Origin of the sequence: Enterobacter sp. WP_7_1 (assembly GCF_003688535.1) — a bacterium.
In the GTDB taxonomy this organism is placed as follows: Bacteria; Pseudomonadota; Gammaproteobacteria; order Enterobacterales; family Enterobacteriaceae; genus Enterobacter; species Enterobacter asburiae.
Genome location: NZ_REFK01000004.1, coordinates 446,522 through 465,990, shown reverse-complemented (window position 1 = coordinate 465,990; position 19,469 = coordinate 446,522). Strand labels below are relative to the sequence as shown.

20 protein-coding genes and 2 tRNA genes are annotated in these 19,469 nt (G+C 55.8%); 11 read left to right on the top strand and 11 right to left on the bottom strand.

Translation table 11 applies throughout. The features are described from left to right. The first annotated feature begins 20 nt into the window (after positions 1 to 20). Positions 21 to 1,664 carry a chaperonin GroEL gene (gene groL / locus BJ885_RS18540; RefSeq protein ID WP_029742112.1) on the top strand — a complete coding sequence of 548 codons (1,644 nt, stop codon included), beginning with the start codon at positions 21 to 23 and terminating at the stop codon, positions 1,662 to 1,664. Positions 1,665 to 1,798: 134 nt separating this feature from the next. Continuing rightward, complete coding sequence (locus BJ885_RS18535; protein ID WP_023310115.1) at positions 1,799 to 2,152, top strand: DUF4156 domain-containing protein; 354 nt, start codon at positions 1,799 to 1,801, stop codon at positions 2,150 to 2,152. A 47-nt stretch (positions 2,153 to 2,199) separates the two neighbouring features. On the opposite strand, the gene epmB is transcribed toward BJ885_RS18535, so the two are convergent. Continuing rightward, complete coding sequence (gene epmB, locus BJ885_RS18530) at positions 2,200 to 3,228, bottom strand: EF-P beta-lysylation protein EpmB (protein ID WP_121932343.1); 1,029 nt, start codon at positions 3,226 to 3,228, stop codon at positions 2,200 to 2,202. Positions 3,229 to 3,268: 40 nt separating this feature from the next. Here epmB and efp point away from each other — a divergent pair, with 40 nt between their 5' ends. From efp to ecnB, 3 genes are all read left to right on the top strand, one after another. Then, positions 3,269 to 3,835 (top strand): elongation factor P, encoded by a 567-nt coding sequence (gene efp, locus BJ885_RS18525; protein ID WP_010427766.1) that lies wholly within the window; start codon positions 3,269 to 3,271, stop codon positions 3,833 to 3,835. Between the two features lie 58 nt (positions 3,836 to 3,893). Continuing rightward, the gene (locus BJ885_RS18520) at positions 3,894 to 4,025 is read left to right on the top strand and encodes an entericidin A/B family lipoprotein (RefSeq protein WP_024907352.1); all 132 of its coding nucleotides are present in this window, start codon (positions 3,894 to 3,896) and stop codon (positions 4,023 to 4,025) included. Positions 4,026 to 4,133: 108 nt separating this feature from the next. Further along, entirely contained in the window at positions 4,134 to 4,280 is a 147-nt protein-coding gene (gene ecnB / locus BJ885_RS18515; RefSeq protein WP_003025482.1) for a lipoprotein toxin entericidin B, read from the top strand. A gap of 37 nt (positions 4,281 to 4,317) precedes the next feature. Here ecnB and BJ885_RS18510 read toward each other — a convergent pair whose 3' ends face one another. After that, a complete protein-coding gene (locus BJ885_RS18510) occupies positions 4,318 to 4,917 on the bottom strand; it encodes a LuxR C-terminal-related transcriptional regulator (RefSeq protein ID WP_121932344.1) in 600 nt (199 codons plus the stop codon). Positions 4,918 to 5,178: 261 nt separating this feature from the next. Here BJ885_RS18510 and sugE point away from each other — a divergent pair, with 261 nt between their 5' ends. After that, a complete protein-coding gene (gene sugE / locus BJ885_RS18505; RefSeq protein ID WP_006178944.1) occupies positions 5,179 to 5,496 on the top strand; it encodes a quaternary ammonium compound efflux SMR transporter SugE in 318 nt (105 codons plus the stop codon). Here sugE and BJ885_RS18500 read toward each other — a convergent pair. Together BJ885_RS18500 and blaACT are read right to left on the bottom strand one after the other, a co-directional pair. Beyond that, positions 5,493 to 6,023, bottom strand: coding sequence for a lipocalin family protein (locus BJ885_RS18500; protein WP_047646469.1), 531 nt, complete (start codon positions 6,021 to 6,023; stop codon positions 5,493 to 5,495). The genes sugE and BJ885_RS18500 overlap by 4 nt on opposite strands. A gap of 138 nt (positions 6,024 to 6,161) precedes the next feature. Next, positions 6,162 to 7,304, bottom strand: coding sequence for an ACT family cephalosporin-hydrolyzing class C beta-lactamase (blaACT, locus tag BJ885_RS18495; RefSeq protein WP_121932345.1), 1,143 nt, complete (start codon positions 7,302 to 7,304; stop codon positions 6,162 to 6,164). Between the two features lie 132 nt (positions 7,305 to 7,436). Here blaACT and ampR point away from each other — a divergent pair, with 132 nt between their 5' ends. Next, complete coding sequence (gene ampR, locus BJ885_RS18490; RefSeq protein ID WP_029739889.1) at positions 7,437 to 8,312, top strand: LysR family transcriptional regulator AmpR; 876 nt, start codon at positions 7,437 to 7,439, stop codon at positions 8,310 to 8,312. 29 nt (positions 8,313 to 8,341) lie between these two features. On the opposite strand, the gene frdD is transcribed toward ampR, so the two are convergent. Genes frdD through frdA form a run of 4 tightly spaced genes read right to left on the bottom strand, consistent with a single transcriptional unit; the run spans position 8,342 to position 11,635 of the window. Further along, on the bottom strand, positions 8,342 to 8,701 hold the full coding sequence (gene frdD / locus BJ885_RS18485) for a fumarate reductase subunit FrdD (RefSeq protein ID WP_000609653.1): 360 nt from the start codon (positions 8,699 to 8,701) through the stop codon (positions 8,342 to 8,344). 10 nt (positions 8,702 to 8,711) lie between these two features. Continuing rightward, positions 8,712 to 9,107 (bottom strand): fumarate reductase subunit FrdC, encoded by a 396-nt coding sequence (gene frdC / locus BJ885_RS18480; RefSeq protein ID WP_029739890.1) that lies wholly within the window; start codon positions 9,105 to 9,107, stop codon positions 8,712 to 8,714. Positions 9,108 to 9,117: 10 nt separating this feature from the next. Further along, positions 9,118 to 9,852 carry a succinate dehydrogenase/fumarate reductase iron-sulfur subunit gene (locus tag BJ885_RS18475; RefSeq protein WP_023310124.1) on the bottom strand — a complete coding sequence of 245 codons (735 nt, stop codon included), beginning with the start codon at positions 9,850 to 9,852 and terminating at the stop codon, positions 9,118 to 9,120. Continuing rightward, positions 9,845 to 11,635 carry a fumarate reductase (quinol) flavoprotein subunit gene (frdA, locus tag BJ885_RS18470; protein ID WP_029739891.1) on the bottom strand — a complete coding sequence of 597 codons (1,791 nt, stop codon included), beginning with the start codon at positions 11,633 to 11,635 and terminating at the stop codon, positions 9,845 to 9,847. Before frdA ends, BJ885_RS18475 begins: the two co-directional genes overlap by 8 nt. A gap of 311 nt (positions 11,636 to 11,946) precedes the next feature. On the opposite strand from frdA, the gene epmA reads away from it, so the two are divergent. Then, the gene (gene epmA / locus BJ885_RS18465; RefSeq protein ID WP_024907345.1) at positions 11,947 to 12,924 is read left to right on the top strand and encodes an elongation factor P--(R)-beta-lysine ligase; all 978 of its coding nucleotides are present in this window, start codon (positions 11,947 to 11,949) and stop codon (positions 12,922 to 12,924) included. Between the two features lie 44 nt (positions 12,925 to 12,968). Here the strand turns inward: epmA and mscM are convergent, their stop codons facing one another. The 3 genes from mscM to rsgA all read right to left on the bottom strand — a co-directional run bounded on the left by mscM (position 12,969) and on the right by rsgA (position 18,430). Then, entirely contained in the window at positions 12,969 to 16,292 is a 3,324-nt protein-coding gene (gene mscM / locus BJ885_RS18460; protein ID WP_047646474.1) for a miniconductance mechanosensitive channel MscM, read from the bottom strand. Between the two features lie 19 nt (positions 16,293 to 16,311). Then, positions 16,312 to 17,280: an archaetidylserine decarboxylase gene (gene asd, locus BJ885_RS18455; protein WP_121932346.1), complete on the bottom strand. Its 969-nt coding sequence runs from the start codon at positions 17,278 to 17,280 to the stop codon at positions 16,312 to 16,314. 97 nt (positions 17,281 to 17,377) lie between these two features. After that, on the bottom strand, positions 17,378 to 18,430 hold the full coding sequence (gene rsgA / locus BJ885_RS18450; protein ID WP_039261018.1) for a small ribosomal subunit biogenesis GTPase RsgA: 1,053 nt from the start codon (positions 18,428 to 18,430) through the stop codon (positions 17,378 to 17,380). Between the two features lie 107 nt (positions 18,431 to 18,537). Here rsgA and orn point away from each other — a divergent pair, with 107 nt between their 5' ends. From orn to BJ885_RS18435, 3 genes are all read left to right on the top strand, one after another. Next, complete coding sequence (gene orn, locus BJ885_RS18445) at positions 18,538 to 19,083, top strand: oligoribonuclease (RefSeq protein ID WP_023310130.1); 546 nt, start codon at positions 18,538 to 18,540, stop codon at positions 19,081 to 19,083. Positions 19,084 to 19,279: 196 nt separating this feature from the next. Beyond that, positions 19,280 to 19,355 (top strand) — tRNA-Gly (locus BJ885_RS18440). Positions 19,356 to 19,392: 37 nt separating this feature from the next. Next, a tRNA-Gly gene (locus BJ885_RS18435) sits at positions 19,393 to 19,468 on the top strand. The last annotated feature ends 1 nt before the right edge of the window (position 19,469 follow it).

The window sequence follows — 19,469 nt, the reverse complement described above, 5'->3', positions numbered from 1 at the left end:
GAATTTGAGGAAATAAGAACATGGCAGCTAAAGACGTAAAATTCGGTAACGACGCTCGTGTAAAAATGCTCCGCGGCGTAAACGTACTGGCAGATGCAGTTAAAGTGACTCTGGGCCCGAAAGGCCGCAACGTAGTGCTGGATAAATCCTTCGGCGCGCCAACCATCACCAAAGATGGTGTTTCTGTAGCACGTGAAATTGAGCTGGAAGACAAGTTCGAAAACATGGGCGCGCAGATGGTGAAAGAAGTTGCCTCTAAAGCGAACGACGCTGCAGGTGACGGTACCACCACCGCGACCGTACTGGCGCAGGCAATCATCACCGAAGGTCTGAAAGCCGTTGCTGCGGGCATGAACCCAATGGATCTGAAACGCGGTATCGACAAAGCCGTCACTGCCGCTGTTGAAGAACTGAAAGCGCTGTCCGTACCGTGCTCTGACTCTAAAGCCATTGCTCAGGTTGGTACCATCTCCGCTAACTCCGACGAAACCGTAGGTAAACTGATCGCTGAAGCGATGGACAAAGTCGGTAAAGAAGGCGTGATCACCGTTGAAGACGGTACCGGTCTGGAAGACGAACTGGACGTGGTTGAAGGTATGCAGTTCGACCGCGGTTACCTGTCCCCATACTTCATCAACAAGCCAGAAACTGGTGCTGTTGAGCTGGAAAGCCCGTTCATCCTGCTGGCTGACAAGAAAATCTCCAACATCCGCGAAATGCTGCCAGTACTGGAAGCCGTTGCGAAAGCAGGCAAGCCTCTGGTTATCATCGCTGAAGACGTTGAAGGCGAAGCGCTGGCGACCCTGGTGGTTAACACCATGCGCGGCATCGTGAAAGTGGCTGCTGTTAAAGCACCTGGCTTCGGCGATCGCCGTAAAGCGATGCTGCAGGATATCGCTACCCTGACCGGCGGTACCGTGATCTCTGAAGAGATCGGTATGGAGCTGGAAAAAGCGACCCTGGAAGACCTGGGCCAGGCGAAACGCGTTGTGATCAACAAAGACACCACCACCATCATCGACGGTGTGGGTGAAGAAGCCGCTATTCAGGGCCGCGTGGGTCAGATCCGTAAGCAGATCGAAGAAGCGACTTCCGATTACGACCGTGAAAAACTGCAGGAGCGCGTAGCGAAACTGGCTGGCGGCGTTGCGGTAATCAAAGTCGGTGCAGCTACCGAAGTTGAAATGAAAGAGAAAAAAGCACGCGTTGACGATGCCCTGCATGCGACCCGTGCTGCGGTAGAAGAAGGCGTGGTTGCTGGTGGTGGTGTTGCGCTGGTGCGTGTTGCCGCTAAACTGGCAGGCCTGACCGCACAGAATGAAGATCAGAACGTGGGTATCAAAGTTGCGCTGCGCGCAATGGAAGCCCCTCTGCGTCAGATCGTTTCTAACGCCGGTGAAGAACCATCTGTTGTGACCAACAACGTGAAAGCGGGCGAAGGTAACTACGGTTACAACGCGGCAACTGAAGAATACGGCAACATGATCGACTTCGGTATCCTGGATCCAACTAAAGTGACCCGTTCTGCTCTGCAGTACGCGGCATCTGTCGCTGGCCTGATGATCACCACCGAGTGCATGGTAACCGACCTGCCTAAAGGCGATGCACCTGACTTAGGTGCTGCTGGCATGGGCGGCATGGGCGGTATGGGCGGCATGATGTAATCGTGCGTTCTACGTCGTAGAATGTGAAAAACCCCCGGGCAGAAATGCTCGGGGGTTTTTCTTTTGGTCATCTTTTAGGTATAAGATTTACACACGGACAACTACTGTCCAGCTTATTGAAAACGAGGAATAACATGCGCGTAAAAGTCTGTGCAGGGATTGTAGGGGCAGCATTGCTGCTGGCGGGTTGTAGCTCCAGCAATGAGCTGTCGGCAGCGGGCCAGGGCGTTCGCTTTGTGGAAGATAAGCCTGGCAGTGAATGCCAGCTGTTAGGCACGGCAACCGGTGAGCAAAGTAACTGGATGTCAGGTCAGCATGGCGAAGAAGGTGGCTCGATGCGCGGTGCGGCGAATGCCCTGCGTAACCAGGCTGCGGCAATGGGCGGCAACGTGATTTACGGCGTGAGCAGCCCAACGCAGAGTATGCTGTCCAGCTTCGTGCCGACGGCCAGCCAGATGAACGGCCAGGTCTACAAGTGCCCAAACTGATTGCCTTTTTCCCTCTCCCTGTGGGAGAGGGTTAGGGTGTGGGGAAACTAGCACTGCCGCAGCTGCAAATCCAGCGGCGTCTTGCTCGGCTCTCCGCCAATCTCGCGTGCCAGCTTCGGCACCATATAGCCTGAAACCAGCGTTAACAGTTCGCGCATAATCTGCCGGGCTTCTTCATCCGTCACCATGAAATGGGCCGCGCCCTGAACGCGATCCAGCACGTGCAGGTAATAGGGCATCACGCCCGCATCAAACAGGGCATTGCTCAGGTCAGCCAGCACGCGGGCGCTGTCGTTCACGCCGCGCAGCAGCACGCTCTGGTTCAGCAGCGTCACGCCCGCTTTACGCAGACGCGCCATCGCCGCGCGAAAGTCATCATCAATTTCGTTCGCGTGGTTGATATGGTTCACCAGCAGCACCTGCAATCTTGACTGCTCCAGGCGTGACACCAGGCCGCCAGTGACACGTGCCGGAATGACAATCGGTAAACGGCTGTGAATACGCAGGCGCTTTACGTGCGGAATGGCTTCAAGCTGGGTCAGCAGCCAGTCCAGCTCATGATCTTTTGCCATCAGCGGGTCACCGCCGGAAAAAATAATCTCATCCAGCTCCGGATGGGCGGCGATATAGTCCAGCGCGACCTGCCAGTTGCGTTTATTGCCCTGGTTTTCGGCATAGGGGAAGTGCCGACGGAAGCAATAACGACAATTTACCGCACAGCCGCCTTTTACCAGCAGCAGGGCGCGGTTGAGATACTTGTGCAGTAAACCCGGCACCACGCTGTTCTGCTCTTCCAGCGGATCGGTGCTATAACCCGGCGCGGTGACAAACTCATCCTGCGAAGTAAGCGTTTGTTTTAAAAGTGGATCATCGGGGTTGCCTTTCTCCATTCGCGCCACAAACGCACGGGGAACGCGCAGGGCGAAAAGGCGCTTTGCCTCGCGGCCTGCAAGCAACTCTGGGTGCTGATCGAGGTCTAAAAGACGCAGCAATTCATCAGGACTGGTGATTACATCGGCAAGTTGCGATAACCAATCTTCTCTGGACGGGGTGTTTAGGGTTACAATATGCGCCATTTTGTGGCTTAGCTACCAGTTAACAAATTTAGAGGGCCTTATGGCAACGTACTATAGCAACGATTTTCGTGCTGGTCTTAAAATCATGATGGATGGCGAACCGTACGCGGTTGAAGCCAGCGAATTCGTTAAACCAGGTAAAGGCCAGGCATTCGCACGCGTTAAGCTGCGCCGTCTGCTGACCGGTACCCGTGTTGAGAAAACCTTCAAGTCTACTGACTCCGCTGAAGGCGCTGATGTTGTTGATATGAACCTGACCTATCTGTACAACGACGGTGAGTTCTATCATTTCATGAACAACTCCACTTTCGAACAGCTGTCTGCTGACGAGAAAGCGGTAGGTGATAGCGCTAAATGGCTGCTGGATCAGGCTGAGTGCATCGTGACCCTGTGGAACGGCCAGCCTATCGCTGTGACCCCACCAAACTTCGTTGAACTGGAAATCGTTGAAACCGATCCAGGTCTGAAAGGTGATACCGCAGGTACCGGCGGTAAACCAGCCAAACTGTCTACCGGCGCAGTGGTTAAAGTTCCACTGTTCGTACAGACTGGCGAAGTAATCAAAGTGGATACCCGCTCCGGCGAATACGTGTCCCGCGTGAAGTAATTTACGTCATGATTGAAGGCGCAGCGCCCGCTGCGCCTGATTTTTGCAGGCAGGGATGATGAAACGTACCGTTAAAATTCTGCTTCTGTTAGCGCTTTCCAGCGCATTGCTTTCCGGCTGTAACACCACCCGTGGGATGGGACAAGATATCCAGGATCTCGGTCATATCATTTCTCACGCCGCCAGCTAAGTTCGTCTAATTTTCCTAAAAATGCTTCCTTTTCCGTCAACCGGCGGGATCTTGTCTATTCTTAAGTTGCTATACACAAAACAACTTTGGCTATAAAAGGAAGATATTATGGTTAAGAAAACAATTGCAGCGATCTTTTCAGTCCTGGTACTTTCTTCAGTGTTAACGGCCTGTAATACCACGCGTGGCGTCGGTCAGGATATTTCTGAAGGTGGTAGCGCAATCTCTGGTGCTGCAACTAAAGCTCAGCAGTAATTAACATACGGTACGAGACCAGCCGGGTTTCGTACCGTCAGCTTTCTGATTCCTGCAGGGATAAGAACGGAGAAAAACGCGTATCCATATGCAGTTTCATGCGGATATTGCGTTTATAGGTATAGACCGTTTTTCCGTTGATACTCAGATGAGCGGCAATTTTTTGATTGCTCGCACCATCCATCCACAATGTCAGCACTTTCTCTTCCTGTCGGGTCAGTAACGGGGCAGCCGCCGTTGGCCTGTCAGCGCTGGCGCGCGAGATTAATGCGTCGTTGATAATCGTTGCCACTTCTTCGAGACTGGCGTTTTTCAACAGCGACGACCACACCGGGAACTGTCCGAGCCAGTCGGTCATGCCGCGGTCCTCTCCCGATTGCAGCAAAATAAACGGTAATCGTTCACTGGCGCTCAGCAACGACGAGAGCTGCTGAAAATGATGAATATCCTGCCTGAAGCCGTAAAGATCGGCGATAACCAGCGTGGGTTTCCATTGCAGAATGTGCTCCCTGGCAAGGAACAGATTATTTAACCCGGTCACAACGTAGTGTCCCGGGAACAAACCGGAATGATTGAGCCATGCTTCAAATCCCGTGCGGGTGAAGTGACAACGGTCAATCAAGAGAATTTTGAACATATTTTATTCGCAGTCGGCTAGTGGTTTGGCTTCCTGCCATCAGAAAGCACATCATCATAGAGAAGTCGGATGAGTGCTAAATGCCGGAACTACGCGCCATACTGCGGCTATTTCTTGCCTTAACGTTTTCAGCAAAAAATGATTGAAAAAAAATAGCACGCTAACCACAATATGAGGCGTAATCTCTGCTTTACGGGACGACCCGTAAGCGTTTCTTTCACCGGGGACGGCCCCAACTTGTATTAAGTTAAGGAGCCTGAAATGTCCTGGATCATTCTTTTTATTGCTGGCCTGCTCGAAGTGGTATGGGCAATTGGTCTCAAGTACACCCACGGATTTACCCGCCTGACGCCCAGCGTCATAACCGTCACCGCGATGATCGTGAGTATTGTCCTGTTATCCTGGGCAATGCGCTCGCTGCCTGTAGGAACGGCTTATGCCGTCTGGACGGGCATTGGTGCGGTGGGGGCCGCCATCACCGGCATTCTGCTGCTGGGAGAGTCAGCGAGTCTGGCGCGTATCGCCAGCCTCGCCTTGATTGTGGCCGGGATCATTGGGCTGAAGCTCAGCACCCATTAATGGGGTTGTTTTACCCAGATGAGTTTTGACACATCAAACCCTTGCCGGGTCGCGACGTCCAGCATCTGCTGTTTCATTTCTGACGAAATAGTTGGCGTGCGGGAAAGTATCCACAGATAGTCGCGATCCGGTCCGCAGACCAGCGCGTGACGGTACTCTCTGTCGAGCGCGATCACGTTATAGCCGCCATAAAACGGGCCAATGAACGAGACTTTGAGCGCGGCCCGTCGCGGGTCGCCCGTGAAGTACGCTTTCCCAATCGACTGTTGCCACATCCCCCGGTCGGGATTATAGCCCCGGTTGATCACCTGAATACCGCCATCGTCCATCGGACTGTAATTCGCAGTGACCTTCTCTAAGCCCTGCTCAAAACGATGGTCGAGGCGCGCGATTTCATACCATGTTCCAAGGAAGCGTTGTGCATCAAAAGGCGTGACGACGGTAACGCCTGGCGGTGGGGTAGGGGAACTACAGGCAACCACTAAAAACGCGGCTGTCACCGCAGCGATAACAGGCAGAATGCGCATAGGAGTTTCCTTACTGTTTTTTTGTTAAGTGTAGATGACGGCAAGGAAAATGTGGTTTTTGTGCGGTGTGTTTCGCCGGATGGCCACCCCTGGGATTTTGTAGGCCGGGTAAGCGTTAGCGCCGCCCGGCAATGTTTATTACAGCGCGCTCAAAATACGGTAAGCCGCCTCAACGCGTGCCGGGTTGGGATAGCTTTTATTCGCCAGCATCACAATGCCGAGCTGCTTTTCAGGAATAAAGGCCACGTAGCTGCCAAACCCGCCGGTAGAGCCTGTTTTATGGACCCAGGACGCGTTGACCGGAGGCGCCGGAGGATTCACTTCTCTTGCGGGCAGCGGTGCCAGTGCCACCTTATTGTCGCTACCTTCAACCACGGTTTTGGCATCGACCGGCCAGTTAAGCATTTCCCAGCCTAACCCCTGATACATGGCCCCTACGCGCCAGTAGCGAGACTGCGCCAGGGCAATGCCTTGCCTGAGTGAATTATCCTGAAGGGAGTCCGGCTTCATGTTGACCATCACCCAGCTTGCCATATCCTGCACGTTGGTTTTTACGCCATAGGCTTCAGCGTCCAGCATGCCTGGCGAAACGTGTACCGCTTTACCGTCGCGGTATCCCCAGGCGTAATGCGCCTCTTCCGCTTTCGGAACGTTAATCCACGTATGGTCCAGCTTGAGCGGCTTAAAGACCCGCGTCGTTATGGCCTGTTCATAGCTCATGCCGGAAGGTTTGACCGCCAGCGCGCCAAAAAGGCCGATGCTGGTATTGGCGTAAAGACGCGTGGTACCCGGCTTCCACTGCGGCTGCCAGTTTTGATAAAAGCGCAGCAGAGAGGCGTTATCCGCGGCCTCATCCGGTACCTGTAACGGCAGACCGCCTGCGGTATAGGTTGCCAGATCCAGCATGCGGATCCCCTGCCACTGCTTGCCCGTCAGCTCAGGCCAGTATTTTGTCACCGGATCGCCCAGCGATATTTCACCCCGAGCAATGGCATCGCCACCCAGTACGCCGGTGAAGGTTTTACTTATAGAGCCCAGTTCGAACAAGGTTTGTGGGGTGACAGGTTTGTTCGCCGCAACATCGGCTTTACCGAAGGTAAAGTAGTGCGGCTGGCCCTGATAAATCACCGCCACCGCCATACCCGGAATGGCCTGCGCTTTCATCAGCGGCGTAACGGTCCGTTCCACCACCTCAGCCAGCTGTTTTTCTGACATCGGTGCAGCCAATACCGAGCAGGAGGTGCTGAGCAGCAGGGCGCAGCAAAGGGATTTAGTCATCATCAGTTATCTTCCGTAATAGCAGTTCAAGGGAGTGTCCGGGCCCGTCAGACCGCTGTAGTCTGTTGGATTTGACTATAGCTGACAAACGGTTAAATTTAGCATTAGCTGTTAATTTTTCTAACGGACGAGACCATGACGCGCAGCTATCTCCCTCTTAATTCCCTGCGGGCGTTTGAAGCGGCCGCCAGGCATCTCAGTTTTACTCATGCCGCCATCGAGCTGAACGTCACCCATTCCGCGATTAGCCAGCACGTCAAGGCGCTGGAGCAGCACCTTAATTGCCAGCTGTTTGTCCGCGTTTCGCGTGGGCTGATGTTGACCACCGAAGGCGAGAATTTGCTGCCGGTGCTGAATGACTCGTTCGATCGCATCGCCGGAATGCTGGATCGTTTTGCCAGCCAGCGCGCTCAGGAGAAGCTTAAAATAGGTGTGGTAGGGACTTTTGCCACGGGTGTTTTATTCTCGCTGCTCGCGGACTTTCGCCGCTGCTATCCGCATATTGATCTTCAGCTTTCCACCCATAACAATCGCGTCGATCCGGCGGCCGAAGGGCTTGATTACACTATTCGCTACGGTGGCGGCGCGTGGCATGGAACCGATGCTGAATTCCTTTGCCCTGCGCCGCTGTCTCCGCTCTGTACACCTGACATAGCCTCAGTTCTCAAAAGCCCGGCAGATATCCTGAAGTTTACCCTTCTGCGCTCCTACCGGCGCGACGAGTGGGCTGCGTGGATGCAGGCAGCGGGTGAACATCCTCCCTCACCGACGCACCGGGTGATGGTGTTTGATTCGTCCGTGACCATGCTGGAAGCCGCGCAGGCAGGCACAGGGATTGCCATTGCGCCTGTCGACATGTTTACCCATTTACTCAGCAGCGAGCGCATCGTGCAGCCGTTTGCAACGCAGATTGACCTCGGCAGCTACTGGCTGACCAGGCTACAGTCACGGACAGAAACGCCCGCAATGCGCGAGTTTGCCCAGTGGCTGGTGGGGAAGATGCAGAAATAAAAGGCCCGCCGGATCGCGGGCCTGAAGCGTCAGATGGTGACCACGGCAATCAGCGTCACCACGGTCAGGATGGTCGCCAGACCGTAGAACACCCATTTTCCGCTCGGGACATGAATTTTCAGGTCATGCATCGCATGGTGAATACGGTGCAGGCCACACCACAGCGGCAGGACGATCATCAGGAAGATGAACACGCGGCCGATAAAGCTGCTCGCGAACGCCAGCACGCGCTCGTAGCTCAGCGCATCGCCCGGGAACAGCCCCAGCGGCAGCATAATGCCTACCAGCAGGATGATGACGGGGGCGATGATGGCACTCCACATGCCGCCTGCGCCAAACAGGCCCCAGAAGACCGGCTCGTCAGAACGTTTTGGATTTGGATTGATCACAGGTGTCTCCTTACCAGAACAGTGCGACAAACAGAATGACCACAGTGACCAGAATCGTCACTGCCCAGAGTCCTTTAATTACCGGCTCTGGCCCCATTTTCTCGCCTTTTACGATGATGTTCGCTGCTTTTGGCGCCAGCTCAAACCAGGTTTTGGTATGAAGCAGCGCGGCCGCGAGCACGATCAGGTTCAGAACAACAATGATCGGGTTTTGCAGGAAACCGACAAAGCTGGCCCAGGCTTCCGGGCCATGCTTGAGGGCAAAAACGCCGTACATCAGCTCAAGGCTGAACCAGACCGCCGGTACCGCCGTGCCTTCACGCAGCATGTAGAAGCGATAAAACGGCAGGTTTTTCCACCAGGTGGACGGCACAGGCCGCACATAGGCTTTGCGTTTAGTCGTCATCATGCACTCCTTAGCGTGGTTTCAGGGTAGCGATAAGAAAGTCTTTCGAGCTTTCCACTTTACCCTGTTGAATAGCGGCGGCCGGGTCGACGTGCTTCGGACAAACTTCGGAGCAGTAACCCACAAAGGTACAGCTCCAGACGCCGTTCTGGCTGTTAAGCTGCGCCATACGTTCTTTTTTACCGTGGTCGCGGCTGTCTTCGTTATAGCGGTGCGCCAGGGTAATTGCGGCCGGGCCGATGAACTCTTTGTTCAGGCCAAACTGTGGACAGGCTGCGTAGCACAGGCCGCAGTTGATGCAGCCGGAGAACTGATGGTATTTCGCCATCTGCGCCGGCGTCTGGGTATTCGGCCCCTGATCCGGCGTGCGCGGATTACCGATGATGTACGGCTTAATGGCTTCCAGGCTTTCGATAAAGTGGGTCATATCGACCACCAGATCGCGTTCAATCGGGAAGTTGCCCAGCGCTTCGACCTTAATGCCTTTGGTGTACTCGCGCAGGAAGGTCTTACAGGCCAGCTTCGGCACCTTGTTGACCATCATGCCGCAGGAGCCGCAGATGGCCATGCGGCAGGACCAGCGGTAGCTCAGGTCTGGCGCCAGGTTGTCTTTGATATAGCCGAGCGCATCCAGCAGGGAGGTTTGCTCGTCATAAGGGACTTCATAGAAAGCGCTGTGCGGTGCGGCGTCCACTTCCGGATTGTAGCGCACCACTTCAACCTTCATTTTTTGCATCTCAGCCATTCGCCTTCTCCTTCTTCTCGGCGGCTTCTGCTTCTGCACCGTACACGCGTTTAGCTGGCGGCAGCGTGGTGATTTTCACGTCGCTGTAGTCCAGACGTGTGGTGCCATCTGCATCGCGCCAGGCGAGAGTGTGTTTCAGGAAATTGACGTCGTCACGTTCGGTACAGCCTTCGTCCAGACGCTGGTGGGCTCCACGCGACTCTTTACGCGCCAGCGCAGAGTGCGCCATACATTCCGCGACGTTCAGACCGTGGCCCAGCTCGATGGTGTAGAGCAGGTCGGTGTTGAATACGCTGGAGGTATCGGTGATGCGCACGCGCTTGAAGCGCTCCTGCAGTTCCGCCAGCTTGTCGACGGTTTTTTGCATCAGCTCTGGCGTACGGTAAATACCGCAGCCTTCTTCCATCGACAGACCCATCTCGTCACGGATCTTAGACCAGTTCTCGTTACCCTCCTGGTTCACCAGATCTTTCAGGCGTTTTTCAACGTCTGCGACCTGCGCATCCAGTGCGGCACCGTTGGCTTCGCCTGAGGTAGCCGCCCGCTCCATGGCGCGCTCGCCCGCCATGCGGCCAAAGACGACCAGCTCTGCCAGTGAGTTAGACCCGAGACGGTTGGCGCCGTGCAGACCCACGGAGGAACACTCGCCGACGGCGAACAGGCCTTTAATACGGGTTTCGCACTGCTGGTCGGTTTCGATCCCGCCCATGGTGTAGTGCGCGGTTGGACGCACCGGAATCGGCTCTTTCACCGGGTCGACGCCGACGTAGGCTTTCGCCAGCTCGCAGATGAACGGCAGACGTTCCAGCAGTTTCTTCTCACCAAGGTGACGCAGGTCGAGATAGACCACATCGCCGCGCGGCGTGGAGATGGTGTTGCCTTTGCGCCACTCGTGCCAGAAGGCCTGAGAAACTTTGTCGCGCGGGCCGAGTTCCATGTATTTGTTCTTCGGCTCGCCGAGCGGGGTTTCCGGGCCCATGCCGTAATCCTGCAGATAGCGGTAGCCGTTTTTATTGACCAGAATACCGCCTTCACCGCGACAGCCTTCCGTCATCAGAATGCCGGAGCCAGGCAGACCGGTTGGGTGATACTGCACGAACTCCATATCGCGCAGCGGTACGCCGTGGCCGAGCGCCATGCCCATGCCGTCGCCGGTCACGATGCCGCCGTTGGTGTTATAACGATAAACGCGACCCGCACCGCCCGTCGCCATCACTACCGCGTTGGCGCGGATCTGGACAAGCGTGCCTTCCATCATATTCATCGCCACCAGGCCACGCGCCTGTCCGTCATCAACCAGAATGTCGAGGACGAAATGTTCATCGAAGCGCTGAATTTGTGGGAACTGGAGGGAGGTCTGGAACAGGGTATGCAGCATGTGGAAGCCGGTTTTATCGGCGGCGAACCAGGTGCGTTCAATCTTCATTCCGCCAAAGCGGCGAACGTTGACGCTGCCGTCCGGACGGCGGCTCCACGGACATCCCCACTGTTCAAGCTGGGTCATTTCCGTTGGACAATGATGCACAAAGTAGTCAACGACATCCTGTTCGCAAAGCCAGTCGCCCCCTGCAACCGTGTCGTGGAAATGGTATTCAAAGCTGTCATGATCCTGCGCAACGGCGGCGGACCCTCCTTCTGCTGCCACTGTGTGACTACGCATTGGATAGACTTTTGAAATCAATGCGATTTTAGCGTTGGGATTAGCTTGTGCTGCAGCAATCGCAGCACGTAATCCAGCCCCGCCAGCGCCTATTACGGCAAGATCGGCTTGAAAAGTTTGCACGACATTCCTCCAGATTTTTGTTATTTCGCAACGCGACAAACTAAAGGTAGTTCACCCGTCCAAAAGGACGATTGCGAAAGCGTTTCCACTGCTCCTTTATGGGTAAAACAGTATAACCGTGTAGATGTCAGGGAAATTTGACGTGTTCGATTTTTTTGCTGTTCTGTACGGCGATTTATCAATGAAGATTGATGAAATACGTCACGAAAAAGTTCACCTAAATGAAATGCGCTTTTTTACTGCGCAAAATTTGTCTCTGCCCCTGCTAACGAGTAGACTTCGTGCCCTTGTCTGAAATCGGAGAACAACTCATGAGCGAAACGGCCACCTGGCAGCCGAGCGCATCCATCCCTAATCTGTTAAAACGCGCTGCAATTATGGCGGAGATCCGCCGTTTCTTTGCCGACCGCGGAGTCCTGGAGGTGGAAACGCCGTGCATGAGTCAGGCAACGGTAACGGATATTCATCTGGTGCCGTTTGAAACCCGTTTTGTTGGCCCCGGCCACTCTCAGGGCATGAATTTGTATCTGATGACCAGCCCGGAATACCACATGAAACGCCTGCTGGCGGCGGGGTGTGGCCCGGTGTATCAGCTGTGCCGCAGCTTCCGTAATGAAGAGATGGGTCGTCACCACAACCCGGAATTCACCATGCTGGAGTGGTACCGCCCGCATTATGATATGTACCGCCTGATGAATGAGGTGGACGATCTGCTGCAACAGGTGCTGGACTGCTCAGAAGCCGAAACGCTCTCCTATCAGCAGGCTTTCCAGCGCCATCTGGAAATCGATCCGCTGTCGGCGGACAAAACCCAGCTGCGCGAAGTGGCGGCAAAACTGGATCTGAGCAACGTGGCGGATACCGAAGAGGATCGCGACACGCTGCTGCAGCTGCTGTTTACCTTCGGTGTAGAACCGCAGATTGGCAAAGACCGCCCGACGTTTGTCTATCACTTCCCGGCAAGCCAGGCGTCACTGGCGCAGATCAGCACCGAAGATCATCGTGTCGCAGAGCGTTTTGAGGTCTATTACAAAGGCATCGAACTGGCGAACGGTTTCCACGAACTGACGGATGCCCGCGAGCAGCAGCAGCGCTTCGAGCAGGATAACCGCAAGCGCGCCGCGCGCGGTCTGCCGCAGCAGCCGATTGATGTTAATTTGCTTGAAGCATTAAAAGCAGGTCTGCCGGATTGCTCCGGCGTGGCGCTGGGTGTTGACCGTCTGGTGATGCTGGCCCTGGGCGCAGAGCAGCTTGGCGATGTGATTGCGTTTACCGTAGATCGCGCCTGACGGCAGTTTACCCTCTCCCGCGGGAGAGGGTTGCACCGCTTATCTTACAAACTTCCCGCCGGGCGCGTACGCGCCGCTGACGTCAGCGTTCTTCCCGTTTTACGCCCGTCCAGGCTTTCCAGGCGCATCTGGAACGGTGGGAACGGCATATCAATACCGTGCTCGCGGAAGCCCGCCAGAATCAGCTGGTGGATCTCATGGCGCAGCGGCATACGGTGTCCCATTTCGGCGGCGTAGATACGCAGCTCGAAAATCTGGATCCCCTGCTGTAAATCCACAAGGAATACTTCCGGCGCCGGGTTGTCGATTACCAGCGAGCAGCGCTCAGCGGCGGTGTAGAGGATCTGGGTGACCTCTTCACTGTTGGCGTCCGACGGTGCCGGTACCGTCAGCACCACGCGGGTAACGGAGTCTGACAGCGACCAGTTGATGAACTGCTCGGTGATAAACGCCTTGTTTGGCACAATGATCTCTTTCCGATCCCAGTCGCTGATCGTCGTCGCACGGGTGTTGATCTTCGTGATGCTGCCGGTCAGATCGCGGATCGTTACGGTATCGCCAATACGGATCGGTTTTTCGAACAGAATGATCAGGCCAGAGATGAAGTTGGCGAAGATCTCCTGTAAACCAAAACCTAACCCTACACCTAGGGCCGCCACCAGCCACTGCAGCTTCGACCACTCAATACCGATCATCGAGAAGCCAACCAGCCCGCCAAACAGCATGATCAGATATTTGGTAATGGTCGTAATCGCATAGCCTGTACCCGGCGTTAAATCCAGATGCTGCAGCAGCGCCAGCTCCAGCAGCGCCGGGAAGTTGCGCACCAGCTGCGTGGTGATGATCAGCACCAGAATGGCAATCAGCACCGCCCCTAAGGTAATCGGCTCCAGGCTCTCAACACCCTGCACCGTCGACGTCACGTCCCAGAGAGAGATGTTCTCCAGGAAGCCGAATGCGGAGTGGATCTCTGACCACAGGAAGATCACCGACAGGAGGGCAATCAGCATCAGGATGGAGCGAACCAGGCGCAGGGACTGGGTACTGATGGCATCCAGATCCAGTTCGACCTCGTCCGCTTCCGTTGTGCCTTCCGTACTGTTGACGTGGTTTGGCTCTTCCTCACCCCGCGCGCGCTGGGCGAGGATCTCCGCCCGACGATGCTTGGCTCGGTCAAAGGCCAGACGGCGGCGCTGGATCAGCATCCAGCGGCGGATCACGTGGTACACCACCAGCAGCAGGAACCAGATGGCCACCGAGGTTTCCAGCCGCGCCAGCAGCGCCTGCGCGGTTGCCAGATAGCCCACCGCGGCTGCCAGCATCGCAAACAGCGGCGCGCTAAGCAGCAGGTTCCAGAGCAGCCGGTTGAACATGTTTTCGCCGCTGCCGGATTTATCAAGATAGAGCGGAATACCCGCGCGTTTCAGGCTGAGCGTGACGATGGCCAGCGCCCCGCATATCAGCATAAAGCAGAGGCGGCCCAGCGAGCCTGAGAATTCCCGGTCGTTGAGATTATCGAACATGATCAGCGCCATAATCAGCGGCACAATCAGCCCGATGCTCATCAGGTAGTAACGCATGGCGCGCGCAACGCGATTACGCGGCCAGCCAAAGTGGGTGATGAACAGGCCATTGGGGCGCGCGAAGGTGGCGCAAATCATGACCACCCACAGCAGCGGCACCGTGGCGGTGACGCCATCGCCAATCGCGACCGCGAGCGGATAGGGCCAGGCTTCCCGCAGGCCATACCCCAGCGTCATCCACAGCACCGGCAGCGGGGAGGCGACAAGAATCGACCAGAATACGGTGCGCAACGTCAGCCAGAAGTGATCCTGGGTGACTTTCCCGACCCTGGAGCTGGAACGCTCCAGGAAGCGGGTGAAATGTCTGCGCGAGTAAATGCTGAAGCCCACCAGAATCAACGCCCCCAGCAGCGGGAAAATGGTCTCTTTGCTGGTGAACATCATCACGCTGGCCTGCCCCAGCTGGCTGAAGGTGTCCAGCGAAATCAGGCGGCGCAGGTCCTGGACAATCTCAATCGGCCACGAGAAGGTCATCGGGCGCACGTCGGACGTCCAGAAGAGATAACGGTGCGTAGCCTCGTTCACCTCTTTCAGTGCATCTTCCAGCTGGCTGTTGGAGACTTTTAGCTTGGTCAACTCCAGAATCAGCGTATCCCCGCCCTGGAGAAGAGAGTTCAGCAGTTCACGCTGGGTACGCAGCTGGGCTTCCAGAATACGGTTTTGCTCGCTGGTCAGGGGCTGTCCGTCAGCCTGACGGATCTGGCGGATTTGCGGCTGTTTATTGAGAAGATCTTCAAAGTGCAGGCGCTGAACGCGCAGCTGGGCCATCTCGGTATCCAGCTGCTGCGGCTTCGGCATTTCCGGCAGGCGCGCGACCTGGGCGCGTAACGCTTCGCCCAGCAGGTTTGATGACCCGAGCCACTGGGACTGCTCGCGCAGGGTGTTGAGCGCCTGGCGAACCTGCAGGGTTTGATTGGTCGCCTGACGCTGCTGCGAGGCAACCAGATCCATGCGCTGCGCCTGCTGGTTCAGCGCGGCAGAAAGCTCGCGGTTGACCCTGAATTGTTCGTTGATACCGGCAGGCAGGTTTTCGCTGTTTTCAGCGAGCAGTTCTGTACTTTCCAGCGCCCGTTCGGCTTCACGCTGGCGCTGGCTGTTGAGCTGATTGCGCAGGGCCTGGAGATACGCATCCAGCTGCTCGCTCTGCTTCTGAGCGAGTTCAGAGCGCATCCGCGACAGCTCCTGGCGGTTATTGGCGGAAAGCTGCGCCAGCTCCAGCTCATCGACAAGGGCCTTCAGGCGAGCAGATTCTGCCTGCAGGCCCAGATTTTGGGCCTGAGCCTGTGGCGTATTGCCGCTTTGCGTACCCACGCGACGCTCAACTTCATTAAGCTGGCGGCGGGCGTCGGTTTGCTGTTGCGGAAGCTGGCTGAGGGAGTCGGCAATTTCACGCGCTCGCTCCTGCTCCTGCTGGGCAAGGCGGCTCTTTTCCAGAAGCTGGCTGCTGACCTGCAGGATCTCCTGGTTCAGAGCGTCCGAGGTCATGCCTGCGGGCACGTCGCGCGGTTCGTCACGCAAATTATTGAGCTGCGCGCGCAGCGTCTGCGAGAGTTTGGGGAAGTTATCGATAACCTGCTGATACTGCTGAGCGCGCTCAAGAGAGCCTTTCCGCTCCTCAAGCGCGTTCAGGGCAGACTGGAGCGACTCGACGGTCTCTGGCTGAGCGGGTTTGGCCGCTTTTGCCTGCTCCAGTTCCTGGGTTATCTGTTTGGCGTCGGGGGCTGTCGCTGCGTACGCCCCCATGCTGAGGCACCAGGCCATCAGTAGAACGATAATCGGGCGCACGTCAGCGATCCTTCTGTTGTTAGCCTTCGTCTTTTTTGTCGTCAACCAGCGGGCTGGCGTCGTGCTCGGCGTTGATCTCTTCCTGTGACAGCGGAGCAGGTTCTTCATCCGGCGTCACGAAGGTTTCGGTAGAGACCGCCAGCGGCTGGCCCAGTTTGGTGACCGACAGGCTTTCGAGCTGTTCAGCCAGCTTCACTTTGCCCGGCGCAAACAGGTTGATTACGGTAGAGCCCAGCTTGAAGCGACCCATCTCCTGACCTTTCAGCAGGGCCACTGAGCCTTCCGCTTCACCGGCAGGCCAGGTCCAGCGTTTGATCACGCCTTCGCGCGGTGGAGTGATAGTGCCCGCCCAGACGGTTTCAATGCTGCCTACGATGGTTGCACCCACCAGAATCTGTGCCATAGGGCCAAATTCAGTATCGAACAGACAGATGACGCGCTCGTTACGGGCAAACAGGTTCGGCACGTTCTGCGCGGTCAGGTGGTTTACGGAGAACAGGTCGCCCGGGACGTAAATCATTTCACGCAGGATACCGTTACACGGCATGTGCACGCGGTGATAGTCGCGCGGTGACAGATAGGTAGTGGCAAACGTACCGTTGCGGAACAGATCCGCCATCAGGTAGTTACCTGCCAGCAGCGCTTCCAGACTGTAGTTATGGCCCTTCGCCTGCAGGATTTTGTCGTCTTCGATGTTACCCAACTGGCTGATCACGCCGTCTGCCGGCATCACCAGGACGTTAGGATCGGTGTTCAGCGGGCGCACTTCGTCACGCAGCGGGCGCACGAAGAACTCGTTGAAGGTGCGGTAGCTGGCGGTATCCGGCTTTTGCGCCTCTTTCATGTCGACCTTGTAATATTTTACGAAAAGGTCGATGACCAGTTTGGTCAGCCAGCCCGCGCGTTTGCTTGCGCCCCAGCCCGCCAGGCGAGTGAGCCACAGTTTTGGCAGAATGTATTGAAGCGAAAGTTTAAATGCGTTTAACAAGGTAGCCTCCAGGCCATTGTTTTGTCGTTCCTGATCCGGCGTTAAGCCGCCGGAACCTGAAAAAAGGGGACGATTTTAGCGATGCTTAGCTTAGTTGTCAGTTATCAGAATCAGAAAAGTTTTTACGCGTTTTTACGTCTTCCATGCTCTCAAGAATACGGTGGTAATTCTCGAAGCGGGTTTCCGCGATCTCGCCTTTCTCAACCGCTTCACGGATAGCGCAGCCTGGGTCGTTATCGTGTTTACAGTCGCGGTATTTACAGGCGCCTAAATAATCATGGAATTCGACAAATCCGTTAAAGATTTGTTCCGGCTCAAGGTGCCACAAACCGAACTCACGCACGCCCGGGGAGTCGATCACGTCGCCGCCGTGCGGGAAATGATACAGACGCGAGGCGGTGGTGGTGTGCTGGCCCAGACCCGAGACGTTGGACACATCGTTGGTCAGGATCTCTTGCTGGAGGCCAAGCAGGTTGTTCAGCAGGCTCGATTTACCCACGCCGGACTGGCCCGCAAAGATGCTGATGCGGTCGGTCAGCGCCTCTTCTAACGGCTTAAGGCCATTTTTGGTGTGGCTGGAGACCATCAGCACGCGGTAACCAATCTTGCGGTAGATATCCATCTGCTCATTCACGAAGGCCATGCCGTCGTCATCCAGCAGATCGATTTTGTTCAACACGATAATCGGTTCAACCTGCAGCGTTTCGCAGGCGACGAGATATCGGTCGATAATGTTGAGCGAAAGTTCGGGCAAAATCGCCGATACGATAACAATCTGGTTAATGTTGGCAGCAATGGGTTTGACCCCGTCGTAGAAATCGGGACGGGTTAACACGGACGTGCGCTCATGAACCGCTTCAACGATACCTTTTACCGTAACGCCTTCCGCCGCCTCTTTACCCGGACGCCAGACCACGCGATCGCCGGTAACCAGTGAACGGATGGTGCGACGGATATTGCAACGGTGAATATCCCCGTCGGCGGATTCGACATCGGCATGCATACCGAAACGGCTGATGACTACGCCTTCTGTCGCTTCACCAAACAGGTTGTCGTCATAATCCGGCTTCTCCGAAGTGGTTTTAAGACGGCGCTGGTGGTTGGCGTTTACGCGGCGCTGCTGCCCTTTGGAGAGTTTATTTTTACTCAATCGCGCTGGCTCCTGGTCGCCCGTAAGGGGCAAAACCTCTATGATACACTCTAATTAATACTAGTTAACCTGCTACTGCGGGTTATGCGAGAAGGGTGGAAAATAACATGAGCGCGGATGAAAACAACCTGATTTGGATCGATCTCGAAATGACCGGGCTGGATCCCGAGCGCGATCGCATCATTGAAATTGCAACGCTGGTGACGGACGCCAACCTGAATATCCTGGCTGAAGGGCCAACGATTGCGGTGCATCAGTCCGACGACCAGCTGGCTTTGATGGATGAATGGAACGTGCGCACCCACACCGGCAGTGGCCTGGTGGAGCGCGTGAAGGCGAGCACGTTCGGCGACCGTGAGGCGGAGCTGGCGACGCTTGAGTTCCTGAAACAGTGGGTTCCGGCAGGCAAATCGCCTATCTGTGGGAATAGTATCGGCCAGGATCGCCGTTTCCTGTTTAAGTACATGCCGGAGCTGGAGTCTTACTTCCACTATCGCTATCTGGATGTCAGCACCCTGAAAGAGCTGGCGCGTCGCTGGAAGCCTGAAATTCTCGACGGCTTTAAAAAGCAGGGGACCCACCAGGCGATGGACGATATCCGTGAGTCCGTGGCGGAGCTTTCCTACTACCGCGAAAACTTTATAAAGCTGTGATTTTGCGATCCGGCGCCTTGCGTGGCCGGGTTTTTGTCGTTAAATTGTTCAGCTTGCCGATTAATTAAGCATTTGAACTTAATTTCGAAAAAATCACTTTAAGGGGGGTTGCAGCTAAAAGGATTTCTCGTATAATGCGCCTCCCGTAACGACAGAGAATTACACGTTACGACAGCAACAAAAGCAGTGCAGATTTGCGGGAATAGCTCAGTTGGTAGAGCACGACCTTGCCAAGGTCGGGGTCGCGAGTTCGAGTCTCGTTTCCCGCTCCAAAATTTGAAAAGTGCTTCCAAAGCACGGACCACCCAAGCGGGAATAGCTCAGTTGGTAGAGCACGACCTTGCCAAGGTCGGGGTCGCGAGTTCGAGTCTCGTTTCCCGCTCCAA